The sequence below is a fragment of the Mesorhizobium sp. Arg314 genome (assembly GCF_053714275.1).
This window is the reverse complement of the sequence record NZ_JBSKBP010000029.1, coordinates 19,593-34,149: the sequence shown is the minus strand read 5'-3', so window position 1 is coordinate 34,149 and position 14,557 is coordinate 19,593. Positions and strand designations below refer to the sequence as shown.

The 14,557-nt window shown below is 63.9% G+C and carries 14 protein-coding genes; 3 read left to right on the top strand and 11 right to left on the bottom strand.

The window, feature by feature from the left end:
* Positions 1-205: 205 nt before the first annotated feature.
* The 7 genes from ACWGS9_RS24965 to ACWGS9_RS24935 all read right to left on the bottom strand — a co-directional run bounded on the left by ACWGS9_RS24965 (position 206) and on the right by ACWGS9_RS24935 (position 7,429).
* Entirely contained in the window at positions 206-742 is a 537-nt protein-coding gene (locus ACWGS9_RS24965; protein WP_454507760.1) for a sugar transferase, read from the bottom strand.
* Between the two features lie 92 nt (positions 743-834).
* The gene (locus ACWGS9_RS24960; RefSeq protein ID WP_454507759.1) at positions 835-2,874 is read right to left on the bottom strand and encodes a UDP-N-acetylglucosamine 4,6-dehydratase; all 2,040 of its coding nucleotides are present in this window, start codon (positions 2,872-2,874) and stop codon (positions 835-837) included.
* A 249-nt stretch (positions 2,875-3,123) separates the two neighbouring features.
* Complete coding sequence (gene rfbD, locus ACWGS9_RS24955; RefSeq protein ID WP_454507758.1) at positions 3,124-4,017, bottom strand: dTDP-4-dehydrorhamnose reductase; 894 nt, start codon at positions 4,015-4,017, stop codon at positions 3,124-3,126.
* Complete coding sequence (rfbB, locus tag ACWGS9_RS24950) at positions 4,014-5,168, bottom strand: dTDP-glucose 4,6-dehydratase (protein ID WP_454507757.1); 1,155 nt, start codon at positions 5,166-5,168, stop codon at positions 4,014-4,016. Before rfbB ends, rfbD begins: the two co-directional genes overlap by 4 nt.
* A 14-nt stretch (positions 5,169-5,182) precedes the next feature.
* Positions 5,183-5,737 (bottom strand): dTDP-4-dehydrorhamnose 3,5-epimerase, encoded by a 555-nt coding sequence (rfbC, locus tag ACWGS9_RS24945; RefSeq protein ID WP_454507756.1) that lies wholly within the window; start codon positions 5,735-5,737, stop codon positions 5,183-5,185.
* On the bottom strand, positions 5,730-6,620 hold the full coding sequence (rfbA, locus tag ACWGS9_RS24940) for a glucose-1-phosphate thymidylyltransferase RfbA (protein WP_454507755.1): 891 nt from the start codon (positions 6,618-6,620) through the stop codon (positions 5,730-5,732). The genes rfbC and rfbA overlap by 8 nt, the downstream gene beginning before the upstream one ends.
* 218 nt (positions 6,621-6,838) lie before the next feature.
* Complete coding sequence (locus tag ACWGS9_RS24935) at positions 6,839-7,429, bottom strand: biotin transporter BioY (RefSeq protein WP_454507754.1); 591 nt, start codon at positions 7,427-7,429, stop codon at positions 6,839-6,841.
* Between the two features lie 187 nt (positions 7,430-7,616).
* Between ACWGS9_RS24935 and ACWGS9_RS24930 the strand changes: the two genes are divergently transcribed.
* Positions 7,617-8,525, top strand: coding sequence for an MBL fold metallo-hydrolase (locus tag ACWGS9_RS24930; RefSeq protein WP_454507753.1), 909 nt, complete (start codon positions 7,617-7,619; stop codon positions 8,523-8,525).
* A gap of 125 nt (positions 8,526-8,650) precedes the next feature.
* Here the strand turns inward: ACWGS9_RS24930 and ACWGS9_RS24925 are convergent, their stop codons facing one another.
* Both ACWGS9_RS24925 and ACWGS9_RS24920 read right to left on the bottom strand, forming a co-directional pair.
* The gene (locus tag ACWGS9_RS24925) at positions 8,651-9,436 is read right to left on the bottom strand and encodes a DUF1499 domain-containing protein (RefSeq protein WP_320211845.1); all 786 of its coding nucleotides are present in this window, start codon (positions 9,434-9,436) and stop codon (positions 8,651-8,653) included.
* Positions 9,437-9,518: 82 nt separating this feature from the next.
* Positions 9,519-11,147 carry a fatty-acid--CoA ligase gene (locus tag ACWGS9_RS24920; RefSeq protein WP_454507752.1) on the bottom strand — a complete coding sequence of 543 codons (1,629 nt, stop codon included), beginning with the start codon at positions 11,145-11,147 and terminating at the stop codon, positions 9,519-9,521.
* A gap of 190 nt (positions 11,148-11,337) precedes the next feature.
* Between ACWGS9_RS24920 and ACWGS9_RS24915 the strand changes: the two genes are divergently transcribed.
* Positions 11,338-11,694 carry a hypothetical protein gene (locus ACWGS9_RS24915; protein ID WP_454507751.1) on the top strand — a complete coding sequence of 119 codons (357 nt, stop codon included), beginning with the start codon at positions 11,338-11,340 and terminating at the stop codon, positions 11,692-11,694.
* A gap of 105 nt (positions 11,695-11,799) precedes the next feature.
* The gene (locus tag ACWGS9_RS24910) at positions 11,800-12,189 is read left to right on the top strand and encodes a DUF427 domain-containing protein (RefSeq protein ID WP_454507750.1); all 390 of its coding nucleotides are present in this window, start codon (positions 11,800-11,802) and stop codon (positions 12,187-12,189) included.
* Between the two features lie 312 nt (positions 12,190-12,501).
* Here ACWGS9_RS24910 and ACWGS9_RS24905 read toward each other — a convergent pair whose 3' ends face one another.
* Together ACWGS9_RS24905 and ACWGS9_RS24900 are read right to left on the bottom strand one after the other, a co-directional pair.
* Positions 12,502-13,245: a polysaccharide deacetylase family protein gene (locus ACWGS9_RS24905; RefSeq protein ID WP_454507749.1), complete on the bottom strand. Its 744-nt coding sequence runs from the start codon at positions 13,243-13,245 to the stop codon at positions 12,502-12,504.
* 116 nt (positions 13,246-13,361) lie between these two features.
* Positions 13,362-14,213, bottom strand: a complete 852-nt coding sequence (locus ACWGS9_RS24900) for a glycosyltransferase family 9 protein (protein ID WP_454507748.1) — start codon at positions 14,211-14,213, stop codon at positions 13,362-13,364.
* Positions 14,214-14,557 lie beyond the last annotated feature (344 nt).

Sequence of the window (14,557 nt, the reverse complement as noted above, 5' to 3'; positions counted from 1 at the left end):
AGGCTCGGCGCCTTCGCCCTAAAGCGCGTCGCGCTGAACCGGATTCAGGCGACGCGCTTTAGGTCTTTGTCTTGATGCATGTCGTTGTCCCAGAACCGCGGCACACTTCTGGGCGACATGCATTAGCCTTCCGTCCGGAATGCATCAAAACAAACAGATAGAGCGGTTCGCCGTTTGCGTGAAACGGTGAAACGGCGAAAACGCTCTATGCGCGGTAGAGCGTACCCAGCAATATCTTGAGATCAAGACCGGTCGAGGCAGCCCTGAGGTAGGCGGCGTCGGTCTCGGCGCAGAGTTTCGGATCCGACATGTCGATCCCCTTGATCTGCGCCAGTCCGGTGATGCCCGGCAGCGCGGCAAGCACGCCCAGCTCCCTGCGCCGTTCGATCAGCTCCGTCTGGCTCGGCAGGCATGGGCGCGGGCCGACAAGGCTCATCTCGCCCTTGAGCACGTTCCAGAGCTGCGGCAGCTCGTCGATCTTGGTTGCGCGCAGCACCTTGCCGACCGCGGTGACCGAACTGGCCGGCGCCTCGTGGGTGGGCAAGGACGGCGTGTCCCGATGCATCGTGCGCAATTTGCGGCAGGCAAAGAGGGCCCCTCCCCGGCCGACGCGGATTTGCGAGAAGATGGCGGGGCCGGGCGACGTCGCCCGGATCGCCAGCATGGCGACCAGCATGATCGGCGACGCCGCCGCCAGCATCGCGGCCGCGATAATCAGGTCGAAAGCCCGCTTTGCCGTCACGGTTCAGATCCGGCGCCAGAGCCGAACGAGAGCGGCGGCGCATCCTGCAAATGTTCGGGTACGCTTGGGTGGCTGTGCATGGGCAAGGCAGGCTAAGCGGTTTGCCCTGCCGCTTTCGGCATGTCGCGCTCTGGAATGTTCTGATCCTGGTAGAGGCCTGCCAGCACCGCCAGCGCCGCTGCCTTGTCCTGATCGCGGATGGCCGCCTCCAGCGCGGTCAGCCAGGCCTGGATTTTCGGCCAGCCGACGACGTCGCTCCTGAGGCCGAAGATCTTGGCGATGTCGAGCTTGACGACCTCTTCGTTCTCGCCATGCAGCGTCTCGTGCAGCTTCTCGCCTGGCCTGATGCCGGTGAAGCGGATCGGAATGTCGGTATAGGGGCTTTTGCCGGCCATGCGGATCATGGTTTCGGCGACTTCGAGGATCGGCACGGGCTTGCCCATGTCGAGCATGTAGATGGCGTAGTCGTCCCGACCCTGGCGCTGCTCGGCATCGGCGGCCGACATGATGACGAGGTCGACGGCCTCGGCCACGGTCATGAAATAGCGGGTCATGCGCCGGTCGGTGATGGTGACCGGCCCGCCGGCCTCGATCTGAGCCTGGAAGATGGTCGCGACCGAGCCATTGGAGCCGAAGACATTGCCGAAGCGCACGGCGATGAATTTGGTGCCGGGACGATGCGCTCCCAAGTGATGGGCATGATGCGCGCCGGCCTGGTGGCCGTTCGCCGCGCCGGCATGCAGCGGCGACGGCGCCACTTGGGTTTCATGCAGCGAGGAGACGATCTGCTCGGCCGCCCGCTTGGTGACGCCGAGCACCGAAGTCGGGTCGACGGCCTTGTCGCTGGAAATCAGCAGGAACTGAGGCACCCCGCATTCGGCGGCGACCTCGGCGCAGGCGAGCGTGCCGAAGACATTCGTCTCGATCGCCGCTTCCCAGTTCTCTTCGAGCAGCGGCACGTGCTTGAGCGCCGCGGCATGAAACAGGATCGAGGGTTTGAACTCGCTGACGAGGCGCATCATGTGAGGCCGGTCGGTGACGTCGACGATGCGGCTGGTCAGCCGGTCGCGGTCCTTGTCGTCGATCAGCTGGTCGAGCTGGAAAATGCCGAACTCGGAATTGTCGGCCACCAGCACCGCCTCGGCGCCGAGCTCCAGCGCGCGCTTGACCAGGACGCGGCCGATGGAGCCGGCGCCGCCGGTGACCAGCACGCGCTTGCCGCCGACGAAGGCGCCGATGCGCGTGGTGTCGGTGGCAACCGCCGAGCGGCGCATGATGGTTTCCATCTCGACCGTATCGAGAACCAGCTTGCCGCCCTGCCCCAGCTCCGACAGGCCGGAGAACTGGACGACGGCGATGCCGCTGTGGCGGGCGACGCGCACCAGCTCGGCATAGTCCTCGATCTCGCGCGCGACGCCGTTGCCGAAGATCAAAAGGTCGAGGTTTTCCGTGCCGTTGACATAGTCCTCCAGCACCTCGACAAGGCGCGGCCGCAGCGCCACCACCGGAACGCCCTGGATCCGGGTGCCGAGCGGCGCATCGGCTTCTGTCGCCATGATGCCGGCAATGGCGTATTCGGCAGGCCGGGCCGCGCGGGTGAAGCGCACGATCAGGTCGGCCTCGCCCAGCCGGCCGATGAACAGCGCCTGCTTGACCGGCGCGTCGCCGGGAGCGCGGCGCAGGATGCGCCAGGACGCGCCGTCGCGCAGGAAGCGATAGTAAAGCCTGGGCGCCGAAATGATGGTGAAGGAGACCAGGTAAAAGACGATGAACTGGCGTTCGTTGAGGCCGGACACCGGCTCGAGGAAGAAGCGGAAGGCAAGCGAGGCCAGATAGAGGACCACGGTCAGGCTGCCGCAGCCCTTGAGGATGTTGAAGAAGTCGGGCGTGGAGGCAAAGCGCCACACGGTGTTGTAAAGGCCGCTGGAGCGAAACAAGAGATGGGCGACGAGCACGATGAGCGCCCAGCAGGCCAGCCCGCCCAAGGAGAACGCGTCGAAAGAAAGCCGCGACCGCGAAAGGATGAGACTAAGAGCCACGGCGACCAGGACCATGACGAGGTCCTGGACCATGATGATGGCGCGCCGCATCCTCGGTCGGAGTTCCGATACGGCTTCTACATAGGCGGTCATTGGGTAGTACTGAACTCCAGGCGTCGAGATGCTGTCAGAATGGCGCAGGACAAAACATCGTCCGCCGCCACTCTGGATTGCAAATCCCCTACCCGTTCACCCGGTTATGGCATTAGCGCGGAGTTGGGAGGAGAGCCAGAGGTTTTTTGTTCACATCGCGTCATTGCCGATGTTCGAGGCCCGCAACCGCTTGTCGCCGCTTCGCGTAGGCGCTCTTGAGCCGGGTCATTCGCCAGCCGGTCGAATCTTTCAGACCTGATAGTCGGCGACGGTACGAGCTACGACAGCTTCAGTCGCCTCCCGCCACCCCGGCGCCTGCCAACCAAACACGCCCGCAAACTTCGCGCTCGACAGCCGCGAGTTGGCGGGGCGCCTGGCCTTGGTCGGATAGTCGCTCGTCGCGATATCGCGAACACTCGCATACGGGCCACTCAACGCGCGGCTTGTATCCAGGATGTGACGGGCAAAGCCGCTCCAGTTGGTCTCGCCCTCGCCCGCCAGGTGATAGATGCCGAAGGCGGCGAAATTCTTGTCTTCCCGCAGCCTCGCCGCCGCATGCAGGATCGCATCGGCGATGTCGAGCGCCGAGGTCGGGTTTCCCCACTGGTTGGCGACGACCGAAATCTCGTCGCGGTCGCCAGCCAGCCTCAGCATCGTCTTGACGAAGTTCCTGCCGAAGGGGCTGTAGACCCAGGCGGTGCGCAGGATGAGGTGGCGCGGGTTGGCGGCCGCCACTGCCTGTTCGCCGGCAAGCTTGGAGGCGCCGTAGACGCCAAGCGGGGCGGTCTGGTCGGTCTCGACATAGGCGCCGTCCTTGGTGCCGTCGAAGACATAGTCGGTCGACAGATGGATGACGGGAACGCCGAGCCGAGCCGCGGCTTGCGCCACCTTGCCGGCGCCGGCGGCGTTCACGGCGAAGGCCAGGTCCTTCTCGTCCTCGGCCTGGTCGACGGCTGTGTAGGCGGCGGCGGAAGCCACGATGTCGGGCCTTGCCGCTTCAAGTGCTGCGAACACCGTGTCGGGCCGCGCGAGGTCGAGCACTGGGCGGCCGACGGCGACGACTTCGACATCGTCGCGGCCTCGCGCCGCCTCGACCAGGCTTGCGGCAACCTGGCCTTCGCGTCCGGTGACGGCAAGCCTCACGTGGCCACCTTCCTGTTTTCGGCCCTGTTCCCGGCCGGGCTGCTTTCGATCGTCTTATGGTCGATCGGGCTGTTTTGGGTCGGGCTGTTTTCGATCGAACCCTGGCCCAGCCGCTCACCGGCGTAGCGCTGCTCGCGGATCGGCCCCCACCACCATTTGTTGTCGAGATACCAGTCGACGGTCCTTGCCAGGCCGCTGTCGAAATTCTCCTTCGGCGCCCAGCCGAGATCGCGCGCGATCTTGGAGGCGTCGATCGCATAGCGGCGGTCATGGCCGGGGCGGTCGGTGACGAAGGCGATCAGATCGCGGTAGCTCGCGCCGCCTCTGCGCGGGCGCCTCAGGTCGAGAAGATCGCAGATCGTCTCGACGACGCCGAGATTGGTGCGCTCGGAATTGCCGCCGACATTGTAGCTCTCGCCCGGTCGCCCCTTGGTGGCCACCAGTTCAAGGGCCCGCGCGTGATCCTCGACGAACAGCCAGTCGCGCACATTGGCGCCGGCGCCGTAGACCGGCAACGGCTTCTCGTCGAGCGCGTTGAGGATGACCAGCGGGATCAGCTTTTCCGGGAAATGGTAGGGGCCGTAATTGTTCGAGCAGTTGGACAGCACCACCGGCAGGCCGTAGGTCTCGTGCCAGGCGCGCACCAGATGGTCGGATGCCGCCTTCGACGCCGAATAGGGCGAGGACGGCGCATAGGGCGTCTCCTCGACGAACATGCCGCCGTCGAAGGGAAGATCGCCGAACACTTCGTCGGTCGAGACATGGTGGAAGCGGAAGCGGCTTTGACGGGCCTCCGGCAGCCCGCGCCAGTATTCCAGCGCCGCATTCAGGATACGGTAGGTGCCGACGATGTTGGTCTCGATGAAGGCGCCGGGGCCGTCGATCGAGCGGTCGACATGGCTTTCGGCGGCGAGGTTCATGACGATGTCGATATCGTCACGGCGCAGTATCTCGAGCACCGCGCGCTCGTCGCGGATGTCGGCCTGCTCGAAGCGGTAATTGTGCGCGTTCTCGATCGGCCGCAGCGAGGCGAGGTTTCCGGCATAGGTGAGCTTGTCGAGATTGGTGACGCGATAGGCCGGGTTGGCGCACAGATGCCGGCAGACGGCGGAGCCGATGAAGCCGGCGCCGCCAGTGACCAGGAAATTCATGCCGCCCTCTCTCCTCACGCGAACACCTCCGCCATGGCGAGCAACGGCGCCTTGCGGTCCTTGTCCGAAAGCTGGAATCCGCCGGCAACCGCCGGCCATTCGATGCCGATGTCGGGATCGTCGAAACGGATCGACCGGTCATGCTCGGGGGAATAGGTGTCGGTCACCTTGTAGAGCACCTCGGTATCCGGCACGAGCGTGACGAAGCCGTGCGCGAAACCCTTCGGCACCAGGATCTGGTTGCCCATCTGCGCCGACACCTCCAGCGCCACCCACTTGCCGAAAGTCGGCGAGGTGCTGCGGATGTCGACCGCGAGATCGAGCACGCTGCCCCTGACGACGCGCAGCAGCTTGTCCTGGGCGCGCGGCGGCAGCTGGTAATGCAGCCCGCGCAACACGCCGGCCGCGGCGGAATAGGAATGGTTGTCCTGCACGAAGACGAGATCGATGCCGGCCTCGGCGAAACGCCCGGCATTCCAGGTCTCGCTGAAAAAACCGCGCGCGTCGCCATGCCGCTTCGGCACGATCTCCAGCAGGCCGTCGAGGCCGAGCTGCCTGATCTCAAGCACCTCGTTCCTCCGTCAGATCGGCAACGCGCTTGCGCAGATAGGCGGCATATTCATTCTTGCCCAGGCGCGCCGCCCGCTCCAGGACCTTTTCGGCGCCGAGCCAGCCCTGTTCGAAGGCGATCTCCTCCGGGCAAGCGACCTTTATGCCCTGGCGATGCTCGATCGTGCGCACGAAGGACGATGCCTCGTGCAGGCTGTCATGCGTGCCGGTGTCAAGCCAGGCATAGCCGCGGCCGAGCTGATGCACGTGCAGTCGCCCGCGCTCGAGATAGACGTTGTTGACCGCCGTGATCTCGAGCTCGCCGCGCGCCGAAGGGCGGATCGTCGAGGCGATATCGACGACATCGTTGTCGTAGAAATAGAGACCCGTGACGGCCCAGTTGGACTTCGGCTTCTGCGGTTTTTCCTCGATCGTCAAAGCCCTGCCGGTCGCCTTGTCGAACGAAACCACGCCGTAACGCTCCGGATCGTCGACATGATAGGCGAATACCGAGGCGCCGCTTTCACGGCCGGCCGCGGCACGGCACAGATGCGACAGGCCCTCACCGAAATAGATGTTGTCGCCCAGAATCATCGACACGTTGTCCTTGCCGATGAAGTCGCGGCCGATGATGAAAGCCTCGGCGAGGCCGTTGGGCTGCGGTTGCCCGGCATAGGAGAGCTCCAGCCCGAATTCGGAACCGTCGCCCAGCAAAGCCTGGAAGACCGGCAAGTCGCGTGGAGTTGAAATGACCAGGATCTGGCGGATCCCCGCGAGCATCAGAACGCTCAGCGGGTAATAGATCATCGGCTTGTCGTAGATCGGCAGTATTTGCTTAGATACAGCTAATGTAAGCGGATAAAGACGTGTTCCGCTGCCGCCCGCAAGGATAATTCCTTTCAACAAGCTCTCCTTGGACCACCGCGGCCCCCGCCTCGACGCCAAGTTGGCCGTGCTTAGGTTTCGGGCACAGGCTTGTCAATGTCGGCTTTGATTTCTTCCCGACACCCTTCCCGCTTCTATCATCGGGCATGCGGTGGTTTCGAGCGAAATCCGACCGCCCCATAAAAAAGGGCCGGCGGGCGCTTGTCGCCGGCCAGCCCTTCCCGTTTCGGTCGGGCTCAGCCGCGCTTGAGCAGCGCCCAGACGGCCGGCACCAGGCTGGCGGCCAAAGCCACCTTGATCAGGTCGCCGACGATGAAGGGCAGGACGCCGAACTGCCAGGACTTTTCCGGTCCGATGAGCACCGCCAGCCAGGCAAAGCCCATCGCCATCATGACGACCTCGCCAGTCAGCATGGCGCCGAACAGCTTGAACGGATTGCGATCCCAGCCGCGGTCGGCGGCCCAGCCGGCGATCGCCGCCATGACCACGAAGCCGGCAAGATAGCCGCCCGTCGAGCCCAGCATATAGGCAATGCCGATGCCCTTTTCCGGCGTGCCCTGGAAGACGGGCCAACCCATGGCGCCCTCGGCGAGGTAGAGAAGCAGCGTCGCGACCGCCAGCCGCAGGCCGAACGCCGAGGCGATCAACAGCACGGCGAGCGTCTGCAGCGAAATGTCGACCGGGCCGAGCACCACTTTCGTCTTGGCCGAAAGCGTGAGCAGCAGGGTTCCGGCGAGCGCCAGGAAGAGCTGGGTCGCGAGCCGGGCGGCGCCCCGATCCGGCAGGGTGAGAGAAACGAGCGGACGCATCGTGGTTGCAATTGCCATGGTCTTCCCCGTTGTGGCTGCGCGTCGCGGAGAAACGATTTCAGGCGATGCGCTTCAAACTTTGTCTTGATGCATGCCGTTCTCCCAAAACCGCTGCGCAGTTTTGGGCGACATGCATTTGTTTTCCTATATTGGCTTCCGTATCGGGCGGCAATCATTTTGCCGCATTGCAACGGAGCCCGCCGGCATGGCCATTGAATTCGACACCAGCTTCGACCCGGCCTATGGCCGGGCGGTTACGGTCGCGCCAGATGTGCTGCGCATCACCGCCGGAAATCCGAGCCCGTTCACCTTCCACGGCACCAACAGCTATCTCATCGGCCGCGATACGCTGGCGGTGATCGATCCTGGGCCGGAAGACGACGCCCATCTCGAAACGCTGCTTATGGCGATCGGCGGCCGGCCGGTCAGCCACATCTTCGTCAGCCACACCCATCGCGACCATTCGCCCTTGGCGGCGCGGCTGAAAGAGCGTACCGGCGCGCCAACGCTTGCCGAAGGCCCGCATAGGCCGGCCCGCGCTTTGCACATCGGCGAGGTCAATCCGCTCGACGCCAGCGCCGACCTGGGTTTCGTTCCCGACGTCGCGCTGGCCGACAATGCACTGACCGAGGGCGACGGCTGGGCAATTCGCACCGTGCTTACGCCCGGCCACACCGCCAATCATGCCGTGTTTGCCCTCGAGGGAACCGGCACACTGTTTTCAGCCGACCATGTCATGGCGTGGTCGACCTCGATCGTCGCGCCGCCGGATGGCGCCATGGCGGACTATATGAGCTCCCTCGACAAGCTGCTTGCGCGCGACGATCGTTTGCTGTTGCCGGGTCATGGCGGACCTGTGTCCGCACCCGGCAGGTTCATGCGCGGCCTGAAGACGCATCGCAAGATGCGCGAAAGAGCGATCCTGGAGCGCATCCGCGCCGGAGACCCGACGATCAAGGAAATGGTCGCGGCGATCTATCGCGACACCGACCCGCGGCTGCACGGCGCCGCCGGCCTGTCGGTGCTTGCTCATCTCGAGGATCTCGTCGCGCGCGGCCTGGTCGCAACCGATGGCGAGCCCGCAATCGACGGATTTTTCGTGCCTGCTGGTTAGGCCGGAACGCTTCAGCGTTTCACGGAAACGGCGAGCCGCTTCCTCTTCCTTTTCTGGCTTCCGGACGGAAAGGCTACGCCGAAGTCGGCGAGCCCTAAACGCTTCACACTTTTCCTGGAATTGCTCTATTCCGCAGGCGCCGCGCCGACCTGCCCGGCGACCTCCTGGTCGAGCTCGCCAAGGAAGTTCGTGATGCGGGCGGCGTTGTCGCCGAGGTCGTAGCGGCCGTAGCGTGAGGCCGAGCGCATGTCGACGATGACCTGCTCGCCATCGTCGGTGACGCGAATGGCGACGTCGGCCGGCAGTCCAAGCACGAAGCCCTTGGCCAGCGCATTGATCGTCGCCTCGCTCTGCCCGTTGATATCGGGATAAGGCGCCGTCAACTGCCAGTCGCGGCGATCGAGCACGGTTTCGACAGCGTCGACGACGGTTTCGAAAGGCAGGTTGTAGCTGCGCCCACTGACCAGCGGATAGGCATCGGCCTGGAGAGCCTGTTCGCCAGGCGTAGGCGGCGGCAGCTCGTTCATGTCGCCGGTGCGGTCGCTGGTGTCCAGCGCCGGCGGATCGTCGAGATCGGTCGAAATGTCGCGCAGCGGCGGATAGATCGTCGCCCAGTAGACCGCGACGCCGTAGGGTGCCAACACCAGAAGCGCCAGCAACGCGCCGATGCTGAGATCGCGGCCGCCGCGATCGCCAAAACTCCAGACCCGCGACAGGCCGAGGCCCGCCAGCAACAAGGCGAGCGCCGCCAGCAACGCCACGACCGCGAGCACCCACAGAAAAGGCGGTGTCTCGACGAGACCGAGCCTGTAAGCGGCAACGGCGGTAAGCAACAGGACGAGAGAAAATGCTCCGATCCGCCGCGACCAGCCGGCCGCCCTCGACGTCTGCCGTTCAGGAATAGGTGCCATTCTTTGCCGTGTTGTCCCAACCCCGGCCGAGAGTTAGCGGTTTTTGGCGCCGGCTTGAAGCCGAAAGATCGAACATTTTTCGTCAATCCGTCGGCAGGCGGTAATCCTTGAACTGGTCGCGTAAACTGATCTTCTGGATCTTGCCGGTGGCGGTGTGCGGAATTTCGCCGACGAAGGCGACGTCGTCGGGCATCCACCATTTCGCCACCTTGCCGCTCATGAAGGTGAGGATGTCGTCCTTGCTCGGCTCTCTGCCGGGCTTGCGCACGACGACGAGCAAGGGCCGCTCGCCCCATCTGGAATGCGGGATGCCGATGGCTGCCGCCTCCGCCACGTCCGGGTGGCCGACCGCGAGATTCTCAAGATCGATGGTCGATATCCATTCGCCGCCGGATTTGATGACGTCCTTGGCGCGGTCGGTGATCTGCATGTAGCCGCTGGCGTCGATATGGGCGACATCGCCGGTGTCGAACCAGCCGTCCGCGTCGAACTGCTCGGCGCCCGCGCCGCCATAATAGGCGCGGGCGATTGCGGGGCCGCGCACCTTGAGATGGCCGAAGGTCTTGCCGTCCCAGGGCAGCGCGTTGTCGTCATCGTCGGTCACCTTCATTTCAACGCCGAATGGCGCAAAACCCTGCTTGCCCTGAACATCCAGCCGGGCCTCGCCCGTCAGGTCCTCGAAGGCCGGCTTCATGGTGCAGAGGGTGCCGAGCGGCGACATCTCGGTCATGCCCCAGGCGTGTACGACCTGGACGTCATAATTGTCCTGGAACTTGGCGGTGATGGCGCGCGGGCAGGACGCGCCGCCGATGACCACCTTCTTCAGATAGGGCAGTTTCTTGCCGGTCTCCTCCAGATACTGCAGGAGCATCATCCAGACCGTCGGCACGGCGGCGCTGAACGTCACCTTCTCGGTGTCGAGCAGTTCGTAGATCGAGGCGCCATCCATCTTGCAGCCGGGCATCACCAACTTGGAGCCGATCATCGGGCCGCTCTGGCCAAGGCCCCAGGCATTGGCGTGGAACATCGGCACGACAGGCAAAATAACGTCGCGCGTGGACATGCCCATGGCATCGGGCATGGCGGCCATCATGGCGTGGAGAACATTCGAACGGTGACTGTAGAGGACGCCTTTCGGGTCGCCGGTCGTGCCGGAGGTATAGCACATGCCGGCAGCGGTGTTCTCGTCGAAGACCTTCCAGGCAAAGGCGCCGTCAACTTCGGCCAACCATTCCTCATAGGCGACGGCATTCGGCAGTGACGTTTGCGGCATATGTGCGCCGTCGGTAAGCACAATCACCAGCTTCAGCGAGCGGACCGCGCCGGCGATCTTTTCCAGGAGCGGCACGAAGGTCAGGTCGACGAAGATCGCCTTGTCCTCGGCATTGTTCATGATCCAGGCGATCTGCTCGGGAAAAAGCCTCGGATTGAGCGTGTGATAGATCGCGCCGATGCCCATGATGCCATACCAGGCCTCGATATGGCGGGCCGTGTTCCAGGCAAGCGTGGCGACGCGGTCGCCGAGCCCGAAGCCGTCACGCTCCAGCCGTTGCGCCACCTTCAGCGCCCGGCGATGGATTTCGGCGTAGGTGGTGCGCACGATCGGGCCTTCGATCGAACGCGAGACGACCTCCCGGCTGCCATGCTGGCGTTCGGCGTGGTCGATCAGCTTGTGGCAAAGAAGCGGCCATTGCTGCATGAGTCCGAGCATCGGTTCCTCCCCTTGCGCATTCGCGTCGTTTGTTTCACGCATTGTGGAACGAACCGGCGGATTGTCCAGCCGTCATAAGTCGAAGCCGGTGGATGGATCGAAGGACCAGGGAAAACCGCCATAATCCGGCCATCGTCGCCGTTAAGTTTCATTAACGGGCTGGGTGAGATTGGCGAATGGAGTGGTTCGCATGAACGCGCAGCTCGACGAAAAAGCCCTCGAAAGCACGCTTGCCGAAAGTCTGGACGATCTGACGCCGGATACCAAGGCCGTTTCCGAAGATGAATTTGCCGAAGTCGTCGGCGGCGCGCTAGAGGCCGTTGGCGGGACGTTGCTGTTCAAGATGCGCGTTGAAAACGGCGGCGCGGGCGAGCATGTCGCCGCCGCCTGCATCGGCGACGGCGGCAACCGTCAGTTCCTGCTGCTCACGCTGCCGGCCTCCGGCGGCGCGCTAAAGGTCGAGACCGCGGCAAGAAGCACCAATCCCGTCGCGGGCATTGCCGCCGCTTATGCCGGCCTCATGGATGCTTTCAAGACGGCCGCCTGACGCCAGGTTACAGACGTTCAATGAATGGTGATGACGCCTCGCGCCGCGCGAGCTTGCGCGACGCGCTTGCCCGACACATGTAAATCTCCCCCAAGGAGACCATTCATGGACAAGCTCGCCAACCCCGCCCCCGGATACCAGCGCAATCCGGACAAGGTGATCACCGTTGAACCCTATCGCGGCAACGTCACCGTGCGCGCGGGCGATACCGTCATCGCCAGATCGGCGCGGGCCAAGTTGCTGTCGGAACCGCCATATCCGGCAGTCTTCTACATCCCGTTCGACGACATCGATTTCAGCAAGCTCGTCAGCACCGAGCACTCCACGCATTGCCCGTACAAGGGCGATGCCAGCTACTGGAGTATCCAGGCGACCGGAGAAGCCGGCAAAAATGCGATGTGGGCTTATGAACAGCCGTTCGACGAAATGACCGAGATCCGCAATCACGGCGCGTTCTATGCCAACAAGGTGTCGGTCGAAGCCACGCCGGGCTGAGCTCCTGATCCGGCACGGCCATTGCTACCGGCCGATACAGGTGAAGCCGGAACGTCATCCCAGGGCGAAGCAGGAGCGTAAGCTCCGTCGCGGAGACCCTGGGATCCATGCCGTTACCTTGATCGAAGGGCGCAGCGGAGCAGAATTCTGCACCGCCGCGGCGCGTCAAAGTCACGGCATGGATCCTCGGGTCTGCGCTGCGTCGCTACGCTCCTTGCTTCGCCCGTGGATGACGAAGGGATGTGCGTTTACGTCAATTCCGGAAGGATGTGGCTGCCAAAATTCAGCCGTCGACACCCTCACACCGCGCTCTCAATCCGTCGTGCCGTCGTTGCCTATACCCTCGGCATCGTCCAGGCGCACGAAGGTCATGCCCTTCTGCTTCAAGGCGAGCAGCCCCTGGACCACGCCCTCGCCGGCCGCATGGGTCGGCTGGTTGATGTGGGCGATGATGACGTCGCCGTCCTTGGCGGCGCCGATGCGGCGTGCCGTTTCCTTCGCGCCAAGCAGCGAGCCGCCGTCGCCATTGACCGAGAAGCCGGCGATCTTGAAGCCCAGTTTGCGGATCATGGCGATCGCCGAGGGGCTGTATTCGGCGGTGGCGCCGCGAAACCATTTCGGCGCCGGACCGCCTTCGCTGGCCAAGGCCGCGGCGCCGGATTCAACTTCGACCTGAACGGCGTCCGGACTGCCGGCGCTGCGGATGCCATAGATCTTCCGTGGTATATCGACCGCCGGAATGTGGCGGCCACCATGGTTTTCCAATTCGAACAGATCGGGATGCGCCCGCATGATCTCGACGGCTTCGGCATTGCGCCTCAGCCAGATGCCGGTAACGAAAATCGTAGCCGGTATCCTGTTGTCGACAAGTGCCGAAAGAATTCTTGTGTCGGTCTTTCCGCCGCAGGCATCGAGCGTCAGGGCGACGCGACCGCCGCCTTCAACGCCCTGCGGCTTCAGATGCAGCGTCGGCTCGAGCAAGGCGGTGGCATTGCCCGCCGACGCGGTGAACAGCGACAGCGCCATGGCGCAAAGAGAGTTCCGAAGCACGCGCATTCCTTCAAGTCCGTCGTATCGAACAGTTTACCGGATGAGAACCGCGCCAAAGATGACCGGCATCAAGGCAAAAATGGGGATGCGCCGGCACGCAAGCGCGGAATTTTCCCGCGGTATCAGTTCGTGCGCTGCAAGGCCACTTCCGTCCGCGACAGAAGCTCGCGCACCGCATCGGCGACCGCATCCACTTCGAGGCGCCAGACACAGCATGCCTTGCTTGGATTGGTCCGGTGACACAGGTCGCCGCCCACACAGTCGCAAGGCATGGAGGGGCGCAGAGAAATGCTGGGCGCACCGACCGGCGCCCACACGATCGGGTTGGTCAGCCCGAACAAACCTACCACCGGCGTGCCGGTCGCCGCCGCCATGTGCATCGGGCCGCTTTCGTTGCCGAGGAATAATCGAGCCTCGTTGAGCAGCGCCAGCAATGTCTCGAGCGACAGCGCGCCGACCAGATTGACGACCGGTGTCCTGACCATGGCCATGATTTGGTCATTCGCCTCGGTCTCATCGGGACCGCCGATAAGAGCGACCGCCAGACCGGTTTCGGTCGATATCGTGTCAATGACCGCCGCGAAACGCTCCGGCAGCCACCGACGCCCCGGAAAGCTTGCGCCGGCATGCACCACAAGGAAGGCATTGCGCCGAAGACCGAACTTGTCCAGCAAGGCCAGGGCCTGCGTGGTTTCCGACGGCACTGGCTGGATTGAAGGAGCCTTCACCCGCAGCTCCACGCCAAGCGCCTCCAGCGGCGAAAGATTGCGATAGAGAAAATGCCTGCCGCCGTAACCGAACGGCTTGGCCCGGACATTGGCGGATTGGCGCTCGAAAAGACGCAACGGCTGTTCGGTTGGAAAGTAGCCGACCCGTGTCTTCGCATTAACGACCATGGCGATGAAATGCGATGTACTCGAATCGGTCAGGTCGATGGTCATATCGAAGCCGAACCGGCGCAGCGTGCGGACCACTCGCCAGAGTTCCAGGCCGCGCTGCAATATGGTGCCGCGCGCATTGGCACGCTTGAAAGTGACGGCCTCGGACGCGATCCCGTGCGCGGTAAGGAAGCTTCCGAAACGGGCCTCGCAAAGGAAGACAATCTTGGCGTCCGGATATGCGATCTGCAGGTTCTTCGCCAGCGCGGAGGCAAGGATGAGATCGCCGAGGTATTTCGTCTGCAGGATCAGGATCGAGCGGACCGGGCCAGGGCCAACCTCCGACATCTTTGGCCGGATACCGGGCGGATCGGGCTCCGCGAAGCCAGGCTTGGATGTCGACATGTGGAACCATCACGCGTAAGTGCACGTGATCTGAT

What these genes read in the sequence shown, in the direction of transcription:
- ACWGS9_RS24960 (WP_454507759.1), bottom strand. Translation starts at nt 2,874, where the DNA reads ATGACCGCCTATGTAGAAGCCGTATCGGAACTCCGACCGAGGATGCGG.
- rfbB (WP_454507757.1), bottom strand. Translation starts at nt 5,168, where the DNA reads ATGAATTTCCTGGTCACTGGCGGCGCCGGCTTCATCGGCTCCGCCGTC.
- ACWGS9_RS24935 (WP_454507754.1), bottom strand. Translation starts at nt 7,429, where the DNA reads ATGGCAATTGCAACCACGATGCGTCCGCTCGTTTCTCTCACCCTGCCG.
- ACWGS9_RS24930 (WP_454507753.1), top strand. Translation starts at nt 7,617, where the DNA reads ATGGCCATTGAATTCGACACCAGCTTCGACCCGGCCTATGGCCGGGCG.
- ACWGS9_RS24925 (WP_320211845.1), bottom strand. Translation starts at nt 9,436, where the DNA reads ATGGCACCTATTCCTGAACGGCAGACGTCGAGGGCGGCCGGCTGGTCG.
- ACWGS9_RS24920 (WP_454507752.1), bottom strand. Translation starts at nt 11,147, where the DNA reads ATGCTCGGACTCATGCAGCAATGGCCGCTTCTTTGCCACAAGCTGATC.
- ACWGS9_RS24915 (WP_454507751.1), top strand. Translation starts at nt 11,338, where the DNA reads ATGAACGCGCAGCTCGACGAAAAAGCCCTCGAAAGCACGCTTGCCGAA.
- ACWGS9_RS24910 (WP_454507750.1), top strand. Translation starts at nt 11,800, where the DNA reads ATGGACAAGCTCGCCAACCCCGCCCCCGGATACCAGCGCAATCCGGAC.
- ACWGS9_RS24905 (WP_454507749.1), bottom strand. Translation starts at nt 13,245, where the DNA reads ATGCGCGTGCTTCGGAACTCTCTTTGCGCCATGGCGCTGTCGCTGTTC.